Raw genomic sequence first — 17469 nt, forward strand, 5'->3', positions numbered from 1 at the left:
CCGAAGGCTGCCGTTTTTTTATTCGTTTCTGAGCGTCGCTGAAGCGCGTTAGCCTCAACACATCCTGTCAACTATGGCCCCAATTTATGCCTTCTACAAGGTAAATCTCACCTCTTCCTGCCCTGCCTCACAAAAAAGATTCCCTGACAAAAACCGACAAAATAACGTGATCTAAATCACACATTTTGACATTAGGTCGGGTATGCTGGAATCACCAAGACGGAAAGACAAGAGGTAAAATTTATGACAATGAACATTACCAGTAAACAAATGGAAATTACTCCGGCAATTCGCCAGCACGTCGCAGACCGTCTCGCCAAACTGGATAAATGGCAAACACATTTGATTAATCCACATATCATCCTGTCCAAGGAGCCGCAGGGTTTCATCGCTGACGCAACTATCAATACTCCAAACGGCCATCTGGTCGCCAGCGCAAAACATGAGGATATGTACACCGCTATTAACGATTTGATCAACAAGCTGGAACGGCAGCTCAATAAAGTGCAACACAAAGGTGAAGCCCGTCGCGCCACAACGTCGGTGAAAGACGCCAGCTTCGCGGAAGAAGTTGAAGAAGAGTAATCCTTTAAATTGAGTGTACCGCCAACGCGCCTTCGGGCGCGTTTTTTGTTTTTTATTGACAGGGTGAAAACAGTACGGGTACTTTAACGGTATCACTCACAGGATGACTTTATGAAACTTACGCCGTTCTTCTTCGCATTCTTTTTTACCTTCCCCTGAACGGGAGGCGTTTCGTCGTGTGATAAAGAATGCGAAGACGAACAACAAGGCCTCCCACACCGGGGGGCCTTTTTTATTGATAACGATAAGATGAGACAGGCAACACTATGACACCGGAAAACCCGTTACTGGATCTGCGAGTAAAAATCAGCGCGCTGGATGAGAAACTGCTGGCGCTGCTGGCCGAACGCCGCGCCCTTGCCGTTGAAGTGGGTAAAGCCAAGCTGGACTCCCATCGTCCGGTCCGTGATATCGACCGCGAGCGGGATCTGCTGGAACGGCTCATTCAGCTCGGCAAAGCGCATCACCTCGATGCCCACTACATCACCCGGTTGTTCCAGCTCATCATCGAAGATTCCGTTCTGACCCAGCAAGCGCTACTGCAGCAGCATCTCAATAAAACCAATCCGCACTCTGCGCGTATCGCTTTCCTCGGGCCAAAGGGCTCCTATTCTCACCTGGCCGCACGTCAGTATGCCGCTCGTCATTTCGAAGAATTTATTGAAAGCGGCTGCGCGAAGTTTGCCGACATTTTTAACCAGGTCGAGACCGGCCAGGCGGATTACGCCGTGGTGCCGATTGAAAACACCAGCTCCGGCGCCATCAACGACGTCTACGACTTGCTGCAGCACACCAGCCTGTCGCTGGTCGGCGAGCTGACGATCCCTATCGATCACTGCGTGCTGGTCTCCGGTTCAACGGACCTGAACACGATCGAAACCGTCTACAGCCACCCGCAGCCGTTCCAGCAGTGCAGCCAGTTCCTGAACCGCTATCCGAACTGGAAAATTGAGTACACCGAAAGCACCTCGGCGGCGATGGAAAAAGTCGCCCAGGCGAACTCTCCCACCGTCGCGGCGCTCGGCAGCGAAGCGGGTGGCGCGCTGTATGGTTTACAGGTGCTGGAACGCAACCTGGCAAACCAGACGCAAAACATTACCCGCTTCGTGGTGCTGGCCCGCAAGGCAATCAATGTCTCTGACCAGGTACCGGCCAAAACCACGCTGCTGATGGCCACCGGCCAACAGGCCGGTGCGCTGGTTGAAGCCCTGCTGGTACTGCGTAATCACAACCTGATCATGACCCGGCTGGAATCGCGCCCAATCCACGGTAATCCATGGGAAGAGATGTTCTACCTCGATATCCAGGCCAACCTGGAGTCTGCTTCCATGCAGAAAGCCCTGCGCGAGCTGGGCGAGATCACGCGTTCCATGAAGGTGCTGGGCTGCTACCCGAGCGAAAACGTCGTCCCGGTCGATCCGATCTAACGTTCGATAAAACGGCTTTTCTTCATCCCTGCCACGCTCACCGGCAGGGTGAAGATGGCCCCGGAGAGCGGATATTTCGTCACCTCCTCCGCATCCATATTTTCCCGCGTGGTGGTAATAAACAGCGTTTTCATATCATCGCCGCCAAAGCAGACCATCGTCGGGCAACGTACCGGCATGCGATACTCTTCCAGCTGCTCCCCTTGCGGTGAAAAACGCGCGATGCGCCAGCCGTCAAACAGCGCGCTCCAGTAGCAACCTTCCACATCCATCGCCGCGCCGTCCGGTATCCCCTCGCCCTCTTTAAACTGACGAAACACCTCTCGCTTACCCGGTTCGCCCTGCTCATCAAGCGGGGTACGGTAAATCACACCGTTTGGCGTGTCTGAGGTAAACATCCACTGCTTATCCGGGCTAAACGCTAAGCCGTTGTGCCCGTGGATATCGCACTGGATCACCTTCGGCGTCAGGTCGTTGTCGATGCGCATCAGCAGGGCGCCGTTGTAATCTCCGGGTCCCCAGAACGTGCCCGCATAGAACCGGCCCTGATGGTCGGTACCCCCATCGTTAAAACGCGCCAGCTGCGGGTTAGAGGGGTTGTCGCACACCTTGCGCTGCAGAAGGCCATGCTTATCGGCAAGCCAGATGCCATTGCGCATGGCGACAATAAACCCGCCGCGCTCGCGCAGCGCGAAACAGCCCACCTCCTCGTGGAAAGAAAGCACGGTGTGTTCTGCCGTCGGCAGATGGTAGCGGTGGATCTCTCCTTCCAGAATATCGGCCCAGTAGAGCGCGTGCTCGTCGGCGCTCCACGTCGGGCATTCAGGCAAATGCCCGGTGTAATTCAACAGCAGCTGCGGTTCGGCCATGACAGTTCCCCAAAATGAAAAAAGCCAGCAATGCTGGCTTTCAGTATATACATCATCGCATTACTGGCGACTGTCATTTGCCTGGCGCAACAACGTCCGGCTCTCATTCTGGAAACGCTGCGCGTAATCGCCAAACCAGTGCTCGACCTTGCGGAAGCTGTCGATAAACGCCTGCTTGTCTCCGTGCTCCAGCAGCGTAATGGCTTCACCAAAGCGCTGATAGTAGCGCTTGATCAGCGCCAGGTTATTTTCCGAGGACATAATAATATCCGCGTACAGCTGCGGATCCTGCGCGAACAGACGCCCGACCATCGCCAGCTCCAGACGATAGATAGGTGAAGAGAGCGCCAGCAGCTGTTCAAGCTGTACGTTCTCTTCCGCCAGATGCAGGCCGTAGGCAAACGTGGCAAAATGGCGCAACGCCTGAATGAACGCCATGTTCTGATCGTGCTCGACCGCGCTGATGCGGTGCAGCCGTGCGCCCCATACCTGAATCTGTTCCAGGAACCACTGATAGGCTTCCGGCTGACGACCGTCGCAGTAAACCACCACCTGCTTAGCCAGGCTGCCGCTGTCCGGGCCAAACATTGGGTGCAGACCCAGCACTGGCCCCGTATGCGCCGCCAGCATAGCCTGTAGCGGACCATTTTTGACGGAGGCCAGATCCACCAGGATGCAATCTTTCGGTAAAGGAGGCAGCTTCCCGACGATTTGCTCCGTCACGTGGATCGGCACGCTGACGATAACCATTCCGGCATCTTTCATGAGTTCCGGCGCCTGGGCCCAGTCCTCTTTTTCCAGAATGCGCACCTGATAACCAGAAAGGGTCAGCATTTTTTCAAACAGGCGCCCCATCTGTCCTGCACCGCCGACAATCACCACCGGACGCAGGGTCGGACAAAGGGTTTTGAAGCCCTTGTCGTTTTCACTGGAATAGGACTCCCGCATCACGCGACGCAGAACATCCTCAATCAAATCCGGCGAAACGCCCAGCGCCTGCGCCTCTTTGCGACGGGAGGCCAGCATGGAGGCCTCGCGCTCCGGGACGTAGATCGGCAGGCCGTATTTGCTTTTCACCTCACCGACTTCGGCAACCAGGGCCATGCGGCGCGCCAGCAGATCCAGCAGCGCCTTATCCACTTCATCAATTTGATCGCGCAGTGCGGTCAATTCAGCAACCATAACTACCCTCTTAAGCCAGACGCGTCGCCAGATGGCCGTTTAAATCTTTATGGATCTCACGCAGCAGCGCATCGGTGGTCTCCCAGCTGATGCAGGCATCCGTCACGGAGACGCCGTGCTTCATGGCGCTGCGCGGTTGTTCAGATGATTGATTGCCTTCATGAATATTGCTCTCAATCATCAGACCGATAATCGAACGATTGCCATCTTTGATCTGTGCGACCACGGATTCCGCAACCGCAGGCTGGCGACGGTAATCTTTATTCGAATTACCATGACTGCAATCTACCATCAGTGCCGGGCGCAGTCCCGCCTGCTCCATCTCTTTTTCACACTGCGCCACGTCCGCCGGGCTGTAGTTCGGGGCTTTCCCGCCGCGCAGGATCACGTGACCGTCCGGGTTGCCCTGCGTTTGCAGGAGGCAAACCTGGCCCGCCTGGTTGATACCGACGAAACGGTGCGGCATGGCGGCAGCGCGCATGGCGTTGATCGCCGTCGCCAGACTGCCATCGGTACCGTTTTTAAAACCAACCGGCATCGACAGACCAGACGCCATCTCGCGGTGGGTTTGCGATTCCGTGGTACGCGCGCCAATCGCGGACCAGCTGAACAGATCGCCAAGGTATTGCGGGCTGTTCGGATCCAGCGCTTCGGTTGCCAGAGGCAGCCCCATGCTGACCAGCTCCACCAGCAGGCGACGCGCAATCTTCAGACCTGCTTCCACATCAAACGAGCCATCCATGTGCGGATCGTTAATCAACCCTTTCCAGCCGACAGTGGTACGTGGCTTCTCAAAATAGACGCGCATCACCAGATAGAGGCTATCGCTGACCTCCTCCGCTAATGCTTTAAATCGACGAGCGTACTCAATGGCGGTTTCAGGATCGTGAATGGAGCAAGGACCACACACCACCAGCAGGCGCGGATCGCGGCCGGCGATGATATTTGAAATGGTCTGACGCGAGTGCTCAATCTGAGCCTCCTGCGCGACGCTCAGCGGAAATTCCGCTTTCAGTTGATCCGGAGTAATTAAAACCTGTTCGTCAGTGATATGTACGTTGTTCAGCGCGTCTTTTTGCATGATGGCGATCCTGTAAAGCTCGTTTGCGATAGTTGTTTTCCTCGGTGAGGTGAGACCACGATACCATAAAAAGTAAACATTTCAATCCAAAATACGTACACATTAGTTTACAGAAGCCAATTTATTGCAAAAATCAGCCGATAAAAACGTAAAGTTTAAATTACAGACATATTTTCTTAAGCCAGGCTATGCTGAAGAAAAAAGGAGAATGGCTATGCGTTCAATTGCTCTCACGCTGTTGTCGCTGTTTTTAACGGGCTGCCAGATCAATCCTTACACCTTCCAGCCCGACTGGACCAGTCCATCCTGGTTTGATGCCGGTAAAGAAGACGCCATGAATGGCCTGCCGGTTAAAGATAACCAGACCCTGGCCGATAGTTTTAACGACACCCACGTTGATCGTAGTGAATATCTTCGCGGCTATGCCGATGGTCAGAAGAGAGTCTGCGAAGAAGGGTTTATTCACGCCTGGGGATTAGCGGGCAAATCTTTCCCTGCCAGTTGCGATACTGTCGAAAACGCGACAAAACTGCGTGCGTCATGGCAAAAAGGAATGGATGAAGGTATGCGTTCCAGCAGACTCAATTAAGTCTGCTTTTAACCAACGGAAAATAAACAACAGTAGGATTTAGCTTAGGTTGGCCTGAGGCTATTTCTGACATAATGACGGCTCTGATAAACAATGGTATTCTGCCCGAAACTCTTAAGGACATCTATTTCCGGAGCGATGTGGCGGATTCTGGTGAGAAATTTATTCTTGATCTCTTTTTTCCGACTCACTCTGGTGTTAATGCTGTTCCTTATGGTGGGCCCAGCGACGGCAGGCACGCTTACGGAAACGGATAAATCGGTACGTTCGATTGTCTCAGGCATTGTGAGCTATACGCGATGGCCGTCACTATCCGGGCAGCCCAGACTTTGCGTCTATGCCACTTCTCACTATACACACGCGCTCAGCGGCGACGAAGGGCACAACGAGTTACCCTATACTCCCGTTATTGTACGTAACGATCGGGAAGCCCTGGCCGCGACGTGCGATGCGATATATTTCGGGTCTGAATCACCGGCAAAACAACTTGAATTAATAAGTCAATATCAGGGCAGAGCATTGCTATTAATCTCAGAGCAAAATCCGGAATGTGTAATTGGCAGTGCTTTTTGCCTGATGATCGATCGCGGCCAGGTACGGTTTTCCGTCAACCTGGATGCATTGACGCGCAGTGGCGTAAGAGTCAATCCGGATGTATTAATGCTGGCACGGAATAAGCAGCATGGATAAAGATTTCACATCAACGCCACGTCCGACGTTTAAAAGAACGTTGAGGCGAAACAGCATGATAAGCGTCATTATTACCATGACGTTAATATGGCTGTTGCTCTGTTTTGCTTCCGTCGTGACGTTAAAACAATACGCGCAAAAGAATCTCGAATTAACCGGCGCCACAATGAGCCACAGCCTGGAAGCCTCGCTGGTTTTCAACGACTCGCTGGCGGCCAACGAAACGCTTGCCGCCCTGGGCAAACAGGGGCAGTTTGCCGCGGCGGAGGTGATTAACGCGCATAAAAAGCGGTTCGCCTACTGGTCCTGGAACCCGGAGGATAACAACGACACGCTGGGCGCGCTGGTCAGTCGCTGGCTTTTCCCCGTACCGGTTGCGCAGCCCATCATGCATAACGGCTTAACGATCGGCGAAATCCGCCTTACCGCACGCGACAGTTTGATCAGCCATTTCATCTGGACGTCGTTTGCCGTACTGACCGGCTGCATTCTCTTTGCCGCCGTCGTCGCGCTCATCATAACCCAGTCTTTGCATCGTGGAATGGTCACGGCCCTGCAGAACATTACCGACGTCGTGCATGACGTACGCACGAACCGCAACTTCTCCCGCCGGGTGAAAGACGGCCGTATCGAAGAATTTCACCAGTTTGGCGAGGACTTCAACAGTCTTCTGGATGAAATGGAAGAGTGGCAACTGAAGCTTCAGGCGAAGAACGCTCAGCTGTTGCGGACCGCCATGCACGACCCGCTTACCGGTCTTGCCAACCGCGCGGCGTTTCGTAACAGCATTGCGGCATTAATGAACGACCCTTCAGCCAGAACAAACTCGGCTCTGCTCTTCCTCGACGGTGATAATTTTAAGTTTATTAACGACACCTGGGGACACGCGGCAGGAGACTGTGTGCTCATCGAAGTCGCCAGCAGGATGATGGAGTTTGGCGACAAACGTCATCAGTCTTACCGTCTTGGCGGAGACGAATTTGCCATGGTGCTGTACGGCGTTCACTCTGAGCTTGAGGTTCAACACATTTGTGCTGCGCTTTCGCAGCAGTTTATCCGTCCGTTTGATCTTCATAACGGACAAAAAGCATCGATGTCACTCAGCATTGGCTTTGCTCTGGCGTGGGAAAATGCTTCCGTGGAAGCATTACTGGAGAGGGCTGACCGCAATATGTACCAGGTTAAAAACCAGCGTACGAAAACAATAAGTTAGAAAGGATACACTATGTTAAAACGTTACTTCGCGCCGTTAGTACTGGCCTCACTGGTTCTGGCAGGCTGTCAGTCGCCGCCGGAAGGCAAATTCACTCCTGAGCAAATTGCGGCGATGAAGTCTTACGGTTTTAACGAACTGAACGGTGACTGGTCGCTTGGCATGTCGGACACCATCCTGTTTGATAAAAATGACGCCCGACTGCGCCCGGAAAGTGAAACGCAGATCCAGTCCATGGCCTCTCGCCTGGCCGAAACCGGCCTGAACCACGCGCGAATGGACGGTCACACGGATAACTACGGGGAAGAAAGCTACAACGAAGCGCTGTCGTTAAAACGCGCCAACGCCGTGGCCGATGCCTGGGCGAAGGGGGCAAATATCCCGCGCAGCAATCTCACCACGCGGGGATTAGGTCAAAAATACCCTGTTGCGAGCAACAGTACCCCGCAAGGGCGCGCTGAAAACCGCCGCGTCGCAGTGGTGATCAGCACGCCATAGGGTTATTTAGCGGATGATTCGGCGAGCGTCAGCCTGGTTGCCGCTCGCCAGCGCAGCCAGTCCACCAGAACAAACAGCGCCAGACTCACGCCCATAACGGGCAAGCACAGCCCCAGTAGCAGGCTAACCATTGCCGTAACGCCTCTTCCCCATCCTGACAGCGCCAGCCAGCTCTGACAAAGCGTCTGTACCGGACTCACTGCCGATTGCGCAGGACGACATATCCACCACATCCGGTATCCCCAGATAATGAGCACGCACAGGGCGAGGCCGAACGCCACGAGCAGCAGCTGATTTGCCAGGCCGAATAAGATCCCCATATGGAAATCCACGCCCCAGCGGGTCAGTTTGGCCATTAACGGAAAATCCTCGAATCGGGTTCTGTCCAGGATCTGCATCGTATGGGGATCAACCGCCACGGCGTCCACCTGGGTCGGCCAGCTGCGATCGATTTCCGTCACGGTCCAGGCACGATCCCTCGTTTTCGCCGGGCGGATCTCCAGCTTGCTGGCATCAATTCCCGCGTGACGCGCCGCGCTTAACACCCCGTCAAACAGCGTCAAATCCATCGCCATTTCCGGCATCATCATCCCACCGTGATGACCACGGTGTTCGGCATGTTCATCCATAACCTCATGTTGGCCGGATAGCGTCGTGTTCACCTGCGGGGTGAGCCAGTTCATCTCTGCACGCAGCTTATCCACGTTCCCGCCAGCCCACTGGGACCAGGTCAGGCCGGTTGCGGAGAACAGCAGCATTCCACCCAGCAGAACCCAGCCCAGCGTCACGTGCACCCGACGCCGGTTCTGGAAGCGATTGTTGATCCGTCGTTTGGGTCGGGTATAAAACCACAGGGCAATACCGCCCAGCGCGGCAACCCACATCCACGAGGCCGCAAGCTCGCTGTAGAGGCGCCCAATGTCGCCCAGCATCAGGGACGTATGCAGGTAATCAATAGTCTGACGCAGGGGTAAAATCCCGCTGGTGCCGTATACCGTCAGATCTCCCAGCACCGCCAGGCTCACCGGATCGATAAAGATAGCCCGGTTCTCCGATGGCCCAAGTTTCGGGTCAGTGAACATCACGCGGGTGGTTTCCCCTTCCGCCAGCCCCGGACGAACGGCGTGCAAACGTAAATCTGATCCAACGGTTTTTTCCGCCACGGCGATTTGTTCCGCCAGAGGCTGCGGCTCGCCCACGGAATCCGCGTGGAGCGCGTGCCGGTAGAGTGCGTTTTCCAGCTGTGGGGTCGCCACATACAGCGTCCCGGTCAGCGCGGCAAAGAAGATAAACGGGCCGACAAACAGCCCAACGTAGAAATGAAGGCGACGCAGCAGGTTTCCCCATGCCGCGCGCGAGGTGCAGGTAGTCATACTTTTCCTTTTAATGCAAAAAGTTATCGATATTTTTTTATTGGGAAAAAGCAGACTGCCGCGGCGGCGCGCGGGTATCAGGGTAAAGCCAGGGGAAGAAGTGCCAGTGGTTGACCGCCTGACGCGGCGGCTTAATGCTCAGCCTCTGCAGCACCACGCTGAGCAGGACGATGAGCGCCAGCATCACGCCAGGGACATGCGCTAACAGCACGCAGTAGCCGCACGCTTCCGCATGGTCGACAGGCATCGTGTGCGGCATATCGCCGTGATGCTCGTCCATCGACATCATGCTCATGTCATGATGCATGCCCGGCATAGCGCTCATGGGATCTTTCTGCAACGAGACGGAGATAAGGGGTGCTACCACGATCAGCAGGATCGCGAACAGCGCGGTCAAAGCCGCTGCGCGTTTCCGGTCAGGCTGATGCAGTACGTTATCCACGTCCCCTCCATTCAAGAGGCAAGCATTGTAAATGATTTATGACGAAAGGGTTAACGCGAGAGGTGCGATGGGATAAAAAAAGGGCCAGCCTTTCGGCCAGCCCTTTCTAACAGGATGTCGCTTAAGCGAATCTTAGTTCAGACGCTCTTTAATACGAGCAGACTTACCAGTACGCTCACGCAGGTAGTACAGTTTAGCTTTACGTACAGCACCACGACGTTTAACAGCAATGCTGTCAACTACCGGAGAGTGAGTCTGGAAGACACGCTCAACGCCTTCGCCGTTGGAAATTTTACGAACAGTGAATGCAGAGTGCAGACCGCGGTTACGAATAGCGATAACCACGCCCTCGAATGCCTGCAGACGTTTTTTGGAACCTTCAACAACCCATACTTTCACTTCCACGGTGTCACCTGGACGGAAGGAAGGTACGTCCTGCTTCATCTGCTCTTGTTCAAGTTGCTTAATAATGTTGCTCATAATTTAATCTCTTATCCTGGGTAAACTGATATTCGGGAGCGTATTACGCATTCCCATCATGTTCATGCTGCTGTTGCGCGTGTTCAGTTTTGAACTCGGCCAGCAACTTTGCTTGCTCTTCAGTCAGAGCCAGGTTTTCCAGAAGTTCAGGTCTTCTAAGCCAGGTTCGGCCCAGCGACTGCTTCAAACGCCAGCGACGTATCTCGGCATGGTTTCCAGACAGTAACACTGCCGGGACCTCCATCCCTTCTAACACTTCAGGACGAGTATAGTGTGGGCAGTCCAGCAATCCATCGGCAAAGGAATCTTCCGTTGCCGAAGCTTCATGGCCCAGAACACCCGGAATAAACCGGGCGACGGAGTCAATCAGCGTCATTGCCGGTAACTCACCACCGCTGAGAACGTAATCGCCGATAGACCATTCTTCGTCAATCTCGGTTTGAATTACGCGCTCATCTATCCCTTCGTAGCGCCCACAGACCAGAATCAGCTTTTGATTCGTCGCCAGTTCGCTCACGCCCGCTTGATCAAGCTTGCGTCCCTGAGGTGACAGATAAATCACCTTTGCGCCTTCACCTGCCGCGGCTTTTGCTGTGTGAATGGCGTCCCGTAAGGGTTGCACCATCATTAGCATCCCCGGTCCGCCGCCGTAAGGACGATCGTCCACGGTACGGTGCCGGTCATGAGTAAAGTCACGAGGACTCCAGCTCTGGATGCTCAGCAGGCCATTCTTTACTGCCCGGCCAGTTACCCCGTAATCGGTAATCGCGCGGAACATTTCAGGAAACAGGCTAATTATGCCAATCCACATAGCGCCGTCTTTTACCGTTTATCCGGAGAATTTAAAAACCAGGATCCCAATCTACTTCAATGGTTTGAGTAGTGAGATCGACTTTCTTGATAACCTGTCCATCGAGGAACGGGACCAACCGCTCCTTGATGCCAAATGCATCTTTCAGGTTTGCCTTAATGACGAGAACGTCATTCGACCCGGTTTCCATCATATCGATGACTTTCCCCAGGCTGTAGCCTTCGGTAGTGACTACCTGGCAACCCATAAGGTCTTTCCAGTAGTAGTCGCCCTCTTCCAGCTGTGGCAACTGCGACGAATCCACGACAATTTCACAATTAGTCAGCGCATTCGCGGCATCACGATCGTCAATGCCTTTCAGCTTGATGATGATGTCCTGATTGTGGTGACGCCAGCTTTCCAGCTCGACCTCTTCCCACTTACCGCCTTTCTGGATAAACCAGGGCTGGTAATCAAAAATGCTATCAGCGTCTTCAGTGGAGGAAAACACTCTGAGCCAACCACGGATACCGTAGCAAGAACCCATTTTTCCCAATACGATCGGTTCAACAGGTGCTTTATTGCTCATCATGACCACCGTGACAGATTAAGCTGCTTTGTTTGCTGCTTTGATCAGCGTAGCAACGCGATCGGAAACAGTAGCGCCCTGGCCAACCCAGTGAGCGATACGATCCAGATCCAGACGAGTTTCTTCTTCTGCGCCAGCGGCCAGTGGGTTGAAGAAACCAACGCGCTCAATGAAGCGACCGTTGCGTGCATTACGGCTGTCAGTCACAACAACCTGGTAGAACGGACGCTTTTTAGCGCCGTGACGTGCTAAACGAATAGTTACCATAACATCCTCTTGTGTGAATAAAACAACCGGGCCCCATCGAGGAACGGAGCCCGGGTGTCATATTAAAAGCCCGAAAATTTTACTCATTTTCGGGCAAAAAGCAATCTCAAAAGCGATTAACGCCCTGGAAAACCGGGAGGCATCATCCCTTTCATGCCGCGCATCATCTTCGCCATGCCGCCTTTCTTCATTTTCTTCATCATGCGCTGCATGTCGTCGAACTGTTTCAGAAGGCGGTTAACGTCCTGCACCTGCATGCCGCAACCGGCTGCAATACGGCGTTTACGGGAACCTTTGATGATGTCCGGGTTAGCGCGTTCTTTCAGCGTCATCGAGTTGATGATCGCCTCCATACGCACCAGCACCTTGTCATCCATCTGCGCTTTCACGTTGTCAGGGATCTGGCCCATGCCCGGCAGTTTGCCCATCAGGCTGGCCATGCCGCCCATGTTTTTCATCTGACGCAGCTGCTCAAGGAAGTCGGTGAGATCGAAACCGTCGCCTTTTTTCAGCTTGCTGGCCAGCTTCTCGGCCTGCGCGCGGTCAACCTTGCTCTCGATATCCTCGATCAGCGACAGCACGTCGCCCATGCCGAGAATACGAGAGGCAATACGATCCGGGTGGAACGGCTCCAGCGCTTCGGTTTTCTCGCCCACGCCGAGGAATTTGATCGGCTTACCGGTGATGTGACGAATGGAGAGGGCCGCACCGCCGCGGGCGTCACCGTCCACCTTGGTCAGCACCACGCCGGTTAACGGCAGCGCTTCGTTAAACGCTTTCGCGGTATTCGCCGCATCCTGACCGGTCATGGCGTCGACAACAAACAGGGTCTCTACCGGGTTGATAGAGGCATGCACCTGCTTGATCTCGTCCATCATCGCTTCGTCAACGTGCAGACGACCGGCGGTATCCACCAGCAGCACGTCGTAGAATTTCAGCTTCGCCTCTTTCAGCGCGGCGTTAACGATGTCGACAGGCTTCTGCGCCACGTCGGACGGGAAGAAATCCACGCCAACCTGCTCTGCCAGGGTTTCCAGCTGCTTGATCGCCGCCGGGCGATAGACGTCAGCAGAGACCACCAGCACTTTCTTTTTGTGCTTTTCGCGCAGGAATTTACCCAGCTTACCGACGCTGGTGGTTTTACCCGCACCCTGCAGGCCCGCCATCAGCACCACGGCCGGTGGCTGAGCGGCCAGGTTAAGCACCTGGTTCTCTTCGCCCATCGCCGAAACCAGTTCATTACGAACGATTTTGACGAACTCCTGACCCGGGGTCAGGCTCTTGTTAACTTCATGACCAACCGCCTTCTCTTTTACGCGGTTGATAAAATCACGAACAACCGGCAACGCGACGTCTGCTTCCAGCAGCGCCATGCGCACTTCGCGCAGCGTTTCCTTGATGTTCTCTTCAGTAAGGCGTCCGCGGCCGCTGATGTTGCGCAGCGTGCGCGACAAACGATCGGTTAAATTATCAAACATTGTCTCTCGCCTGAGTAGAAACGTTGGGCCGCCATGAGCGACACATACACAGAATTTTGCCGGAGTATAACATGAAGGCGCCTTTGTTGTTATGCAACGGTTGGAGCAGGCGTCACGTAACGTTATACTGCTTCTCTTTCTTATTAAGACAACTGTCGATGCCTATATGCCTGTTTTCGCACTGATCGCCCTTGTTGCCTACTCTGTCAGCCTCGCGCTGATCGTTCCCGGACTGCTGCAAAAAAACAGCGGCTGGCGGCGCATGGCTATTCTTTCTGCGGTCATCGCACTGATTAGCCACGCCTTTGCGCTGGAATCACGCATCATCCCCGGCGACGGCAGCGTGCAAAACCTGAGCGTCCTCAACGTCGGCTCGCTGGTCAGCCTGATGATCTGTACGGTAATGACCATCGTCGCGTCTAAAAATCGCGGCTGGCTGCTGCTGCCGATTGTCTACACCTTCGCGCTGATCAATCTGGCCCTCGCCACCTTTATGCCTAATGAGTTCATTACGCATCTGGAGGCGACGCCGGGGATGCTGGTGCATATCGGCCTGTCGCTCTTTGCCTACGCGACGCTGATTATCGCCGCGCTTTACGCCATGCAGCTCGCCTGGATTGACTACCAGCTGAAAAACAAAAAGCTGGCCTTTAACCATGAAATGCCGCCGCTGATGGTCATTGAGCGTAAGATGTTCCATATCACCCAGGTGGGGGTGGTGCTACTGACGCTCACGCTCTGCACGGGCCTGTTTTACATGAAGAACCTGTTCAGCGTGGAGAATATCGATAAAGCAGTGCTCTCCATCATCGCGTGGTTTGTCTATATTGTCCTGTTATGGGGCCATTATCATGAAGGCTGGCGCGGTCGTCGCGTGGTCTGGTTCAACGTCGCGGGTGCGGGCATTCTCACCCTTGCCTATTTTGGCAGCCGCTTCATACAGCAATTTGCTGGCTAAGAAACAAAGGAGTTCCCCCTGGAACACATCTCTACCACCACGCTGATCGTTACGCTGATCGTCATGGTGGTCATCTCCGCCTATTTCTCCGGCTCGGAAACCGGCATGATGACCTTAAACCGCTACCGGTTACGTCATCGTGCCAAACAGGGTAACCGTGCCGCCCGTCGCGTTGAAAAACTGCTCCGCAAGCCGGATCGCCTGATTAGCCTGGTGCTTATCGGCAACAACCTCGTCAACATTCTGGCCTCCGCCCTCGGCACCATCGTCGGGATGCGCCTGTACGGTAACGCCGGGGTGGCGATTGCCACCGGCGTGCTGACGTTCGTGGTGCTGGTGTTTGCCGAAGTGCTGCCGAAAACCATCGCCGCACTTTACCCGGAGAAGGTCGCCTACCCGAGCAGCTTCCTGCTGGCACCGCTGCAGATCCTGATGATGCCGCTGGTCTGGCTGCTGAACATGGTGACGCGCGTCCTGATGCGGATGGTGGGAATCAAAGCCGACGTCACCATCAGCAGCGCACTCAGCAAAGAGGAATTGCGCACTATCGTGAATGAATCCCGCTCGCAGATCTCCCGGCGCAATCAGGACATGCTCCTGTCGGTGCTGGATCTGGAAAAGGTGAGCGTGAACGACATCATGGTGCCGCGTAACGAAATCGTCGGTATCGACATCAATGACGACTGGAAAGCCATCGTCCGACAGCTGACGCACTCCCCGCACGGGCGCATTGTGCTGTACCGCGACTCGCTGGATGACGCCATCAGCATGCTGCGCGTGCGCGAAGCCTACCGTCTGATGACCGAGAAAAAAGAGTTCACCAAAGAGGTGATGCTGCGCGCCGCCGACGAAATTTACTACGTGCCGGAAGGAACGCCGCTCAGCACGCAGTTGGTGAAATTCCAGCGCAACAAGAAGAAGGTCGGCCTGGTGGTCAACGAGTACGGCGATATCCAGGGGCTGGTGACGGTCGAAGATATTCTGGAAGAGATTGTCGGGGACTTTACCACCTCAATGTCGCCTTCCCTTGCGGAAGAGGTCACCCCGCAAAACGATGGCTCGGTGCTGATTGACGGAAGCGCAAACATTCGTGAACTCAACAAAGCCTTTAACTGGCATTTGCCGGAAGATGAGGCTCGCACCATTAACGGGATGATTCTGGAAGCGCTGGAAGAGATCCCGGCCGCGGGCACGCGGGTGCGCATTGAGCAGTACGATATTGATATCCTGGACGTGCAGGACAATATGATCAAGCAGGTGAAAGTCCTGCCCGTTAAACCCCTGCGCGAAAGTATCGCGGAGTAAGGTTGTAGGCCGGGTAAGGCGAACGCCGCTACCCGGCACTACGGATAGCGAATTACGCTTTCGCTTTCGCCACGGTCACCATCGCCGCGCGAATGGTACGGCCGTTCAGGGTGTAACCTTTCTGCATTACGCCCAGCACTTTACCGGCTTCAATCTCTTCAGATTCAACCATCGCAATCGCCTGGTGAACGTTTGGATCCAGCGGAACGTCGGTATCGGCAATCACTTCCACGCCAAACTTACGCACCACGTCGAGCATGGATTTCAGCGTCAGTTCGATACCTTCGATCATTGCGGCGTTGTCCGGATTCGCTTTGTCAGCCACTTCCAGCGCACGATCGAGGCTATCGATCACCGGCAGCAGTTCGTTGACGAATTTCTCCAGCGCAAATTTATGCGCCTTCTCAACGTCCTGCTCGGTACGGCGACGCAGGTTTTCCATCTCCGCCTTGATGCGCAGAACACTGTCGCGTTCGCGATTCTGTGCTTCTACCAGCTGGGCTTCCAGATTCGCAATTTTTTCATCGCGCGGGTCCACCTGCTCAGCAGATGCGTCTGGCTCTACAGCCTCAACTTCATCGTGCTGTTCCGTGATAATTTCTTCAGGGGCTTGCCCCTCAGGCGTTTTCTGTTCTTTACTACTCATGAATTTCTCCGCGTTTTTCTGCATTCATCTCGCTAACTTCGCTTATTATGGGGATCAGTTTCCGGGATTCAAGGGAACAAGACAGATTGTCATCATTCATCAGGCACAAGGACCTCCAGAAAATGAATAATCATTTCAGGTGTATTGGGATCGTCGGGCATCCGCGTCACCCTACCGCACTAACGACACATGAAATGTTGTATCGCTGGTTGTGTAGCAAAGGCTATGAAGTGATGGTCGAGCAGCAGATTGCCCAGGAGCTGCAGCTGAAGAGCGTCAAAACCGGCACGCTGGCGGAAATTGGCCAACAGGCCGATCTCGCCGTGGTGGTGGGCGGCGACGGCAACATGCTCGGCGCGGCCCGCACGCTGGCGCGTTATGATATCAAGGTCATCGGCATCAACCGTGGCAATCTCGGTTTTTTAACCGACCTCGACCCGGACAATGCGCAGCAGCAGCTGGCAGACGTGCTGGAAGGCCACTATATCAGCGAAAAACGCTTTTTACTGGAAGCGCAGGTGTGCCAGCAGGACTGCCAGAAGCGCATCAGCACCGCGATTAACGAGGTAGTTCTTCACCCCGGAAAAGTGGCGCACATGATCGAATTCGAAGTCTATATCGACGAAATCTTTGCCTTCTCCCAGCGTTCTGACGGGCTGATTATCTCGACACCGACCGGTTCAACCGCCTACTCGCTGTCTGCCGGCGGCCCGATTCTAACGCCCTCATTGGATGCCATTACCCTGGTGCCGATGTTCCCGCACACGCTCTCCGCCCGCCCGCTGGTGATCAACGGCGACAGCACGATCCGTCTGCGCTTCTCGCACCGCCGTAACGACCTGGAGATCAGCTGCGACAGCCAGATTGCGCTGCCGATCCAGGAAGGTGAAGATGTGCTTATTCGCCGGTGTGATTACCACCTGAATTTGATTCACCCGAAAGATTACAGCTATTTCAACACATTAAGCTCGAAGCTTGGCTGGTCAAAAAAATTGTTCTGATTTTGC

At 54.5% G+C, this 17469-nt stretch carries 21 protein-coding genes and 1 other annotated feature; of the genes, 10 read left to right on the top strand and 11 right to left on the bottom strand.

The genetic code is table 11. From position 1 onward, the window contains the following. Positions 1 to 243 precede the first annotated feature (243 nt). The 3 genes from raiA to pheA all read left to right on the top strand — a co-directional run bounded on the left by raiA (position 244) and on the right by pheA (position 2012). Complete coding sequence (gene raiA, locus V1572_RS19830; protein WP_008502470.1) at positions 244 to 585, top strand: ribosome-associated translation inhibitor RaiA; 342 nt, start codon at positions 244 to 246, stop codon at positions 583 to 585. Positions 586 to 695: 110 nt separating this feature from the next. Beyond that, positions 696 to 821, top strand: a sequence feature (Phe leader region). Then, positions 697 to 744, top strand: coding sequence for a pheA operon leader peptide PheL (pheL, locus tag V1572_RS19835; RefSeq protein WP_100249759.1), 48 nt, complete (start codon positions 697 to 699; stop codon positions 742 to 744). It overlaps the preceding feature by 48 nt. A gap of 30 nt (positions 822 to 851) precedes the next feature. Next, positions 852 to 2012, top strand: a complete 1161-nt coding sequence (gene pheA / locus V1572_RS19840) for a bifunctional chorismate mutase/prephenate dehydratase (protein ID WP_021242003.1) — start codon at positions 852 to 854, stop codon at positions 2010 to 2012. On the opposite strand, the gene V1572_RS19845 is transcribed toward pheA, so the two are convergent. Genes V1572_RS19845 through aroF form a run of 3 tightly spaced genes read right to left on the bottom strand, consistent with a single transcriptional unit; the run spans position 2009 to position 5144 of the window. Next, positions 2009 to 2881, bottom strand: a complete 873-nt coding sequence (locus tag V1572_RS19845) for an SMP-30/gluconolactonase/LRE family protein (protein ID WP_048029289.1) — start codon at positions 2879 to 2881, stop codon at positions 2009 to 2011. The two genes, pheA and V1572_RS19845, sit on opposite strands and share 4 nt — an antisense overlap. Positions 2882 to 2941: 60 nt before the next feature. After that, positions 2942 to 4063: a bifunctional chorismate mutase/prephenate dehydrogenase gene (gene tyrA, locus V1572_RS19850; RefSeq protein WP_008502473.1), complete on the bottom strand. Its 1122-nt coding sequence runs from the start codon at positions 4061 to 4063 to the stop codon at positions 2942 to 2944. 10 nt (positions 4064 to 4073) lie between these two features. Then, a complete protein-coding gene (gene aroF, locus V1572_RS19855) occupies positions 4074 to 5144 on the bottom strand; it encodes a 3-deoxy-7-phosphoheptulonate synthase AroF (protein ID WP_045909256.1) in 1071 nt (356 codons plus the stop codon). A gap of 214 nt (positions 5145 to 5358) precedes the next feature. On the opposite strand from aroF, the gene V1572_RS19860 reads away from it, so the two are divergent. The 4 genes from V1572_RS19860 (at position 5359) to V1572_RS19875 (ending at position 8134) form a co-directional block, all read left to right on the top strand. Further along, positions 5359 to 5733, top strand: coding sequence for a DUF2799 domain-containing protein (locus V1572_RS19860; RefSeq protein ID WP_045909257.1), 375 nt, complete (start codon positions 5359 to 5361; stop codon positions 5731 to 5733). Between the two features lie 138 nt (positions 5734 to 5871). Beyond that, positions 5872 to 6423 (top strand): YfiR family protein, encoded by a 552-nt coding sequence (locus V1572_RS19865; RefSeq protein WP_198925595.1) that lies wholly within the window; start codon positions 5872 to 5874, stop codon positions 6421 to 6423. Next, a complete protein-coding gene (dgcN, locus tag V1572_RS19870) occupies positions 6416 to 7636 on the top strand; it encodes a diguanylate cyclase DgcN (protein ID WP_045909259.1) in 1221 nt (406 codons plus the stop codon). Before V1572_RS19865 ends, dgcN begins: the two co-directional genes overlap by 8 nt. A 12-nt stretch (positions 7637 to 7648) precedes the next feature. Then, positions 7649 to 8134, top strand: coding sequence for an OmpA family protein (locus tag V1572_RS19875; protein WP_045909260.1), 486 nt, complete (start codon positions 7649 to 7651; stop codon positions 8132 to 8134). Positions 8135 to 8136: 2 nt separating this feature from the next. Here V1572_RS19875 and V1572_RS19880 read toward each other — a convergent pair whose 3' ends face one another. The 7 genes from V1572_RS19880 to ffh all read right to left on the bottom strand — a co-directional run bounded on the left by V1572_RS19880 (position 8137) and on the right by ffh (position 13553). Next, positions 8137 to 9507, bottom strand: coding sequence for a PepSY-associated TM helix domain-containing protein (locus V1572_RS19880; RefSeq protein WP_395299517.1), 1371 nt, complete (start codon positions 9505 to 9507; stop codon positions 8137 to 8139). 37 nt (positions 9508 to 9544) lie between these two features. Continuing rightward, complete coding sequence (locus tag V1572_RS19885; RefSeq protein WP_251894936.1) at positions 9545 to 9949, bottom strand: DUF2946 domain-containing protein; 405 nt, start codon at positions 9947 to 9949, stop codon at positions 9545 to 9547. Between the two features lie 132 nt (positions 9950 to 10081). Continuing rightward, entirely contained in the window at positions 10082 to 10429 is a 348-nt protein-coding gene (rplS, locus tag V1572_RS19890) for a 50S ribosomal protein L19 (RefSeq protein ID WP_002914145.1), read from the bottom strand. A 43-nt stretch (positions 10430 to 10472) separates the two neighbouring features. Beyond that, positions 10473 to 11240 (bottom strand): tRNA (guanosine(37)-N1)-methyltransferase TrmD, encoded by a 768-nt coding sequence (gene trmD, locus V1572_RS19895; RefSeq protein ID WP_008502493.1) that lies wholly within the window; start codon positions 11238 to 11240, stop codon positions 10473 to 10475. 31 nt (positions 11241 to 11271) lie between these two features. Continuing rightward, positions 11272 to 11811 carry a ribosome maturation factor RimM gene (rimM, locus tag V1572_RS19900; RefSeq protein ID WP_032640972.1) on the bottom strand — a complete coding sequence of 180 codons (540 nt, stop codon included), beginning with the start codon at positions 11809 to 11811 and terminating at the stop codon, positions 11272 to 11274. Between the two features lie 15 nt (positions 11812 to 11826). Continuing rightward, positions 11827 to 12075: a 30S ribosomal protein S16 gene (gene rpsP, locus V1572_RS19905; RefSeq protein WP_003863133.1), complete on the bottom strand. Its 249-nt coding sequence runs from the start codon at positions 12073 to 12075 to the stop codon at positions 11827 to 11829. Between the two features lie 116 nt (positions 12076 to 12191). Continuing rightward, positions 12192 to 13553, bottom strand: coding sequence for a signal recognition particle protein (gene ffh / locus V1572_RS19910; protein ID WP_014884878.1), 1362 nt, complete (start codon positions 13551 to 13553; stop codon positions 12192 to 12194). A gap of 166 nt (positions 13554 to 13719) precedes the next feature. Between ffh and V1572_RS19915 the strand changes: the two genes are divergently transcribed. Both V1572_RS19915 and V1572_RS19920 read left to right on the top strand, forming a co-directional pair. Further along, positions 13720 to 14511, top strand: coding sequence for an inner membrane protein YpjD (locus V1572_RS19915; RefSeq protein WP_014884879.1), 792 nt, complete (start codon positions 13720 to 13722; stop codon positions 14509 to 14511). 18 nt (positions 14512 to 14529) lie between these two features. Continuing rightward, a complete protein-coding gene (locus V1572_RS19920) occupies positions 14530 to 15816 on the top strand; it encodes an HlyC/CorC family transporter (RefSeq protein ID WP_045909263.1) in 1287 nt (428 codons plus the stop codon). Between the two features lie 52 nt (positions 15817 to 15868). On the opposite strand, the gene grpE is transcribed toward V1572_RS19920, so the two are convergent. Then, positions 15869 to 16462, bottom strand: a complete 594-nt coding sequence (gene grpE / locus V1572_RS19925; RefSeq protein ID WP_008502499.1) for a nucleotide exchange factor GrpE — start codon at positions 16460 to 16462, stop codon at positions 15869 to 15871. A 122-nt stretch (positions 16463 to 16584) separates the two neighbouring features. Here grpE and nadK point away from each other — a divergent pair, with 122 nt between their 5' ends. Continuing rightward, positions 16585 to 17463, top strand: a complete 879-nt coding sequence (gene nadK, locus V1572_RS19930) for an NAD(+) kinase (RefSeq protein WP_008502500.1) — start codon at positions 16585 to 16587, stop codon at positions 17461 to 17463. Positions 17464 to 17469 lie beyond the last annotated feature (6 nt).

The organism is Enterobacter quasiroggenkampii, from assembly GCF_043972695.1.
In the GTDB taxonomy this organism is placed as follows: Bacteria; Pseudomonadota; Gammaproteobacteria; order Enterobacterales; family Enterobacteriaceae; genus Enterobacter; species Enterobacter quasiroggenkampii.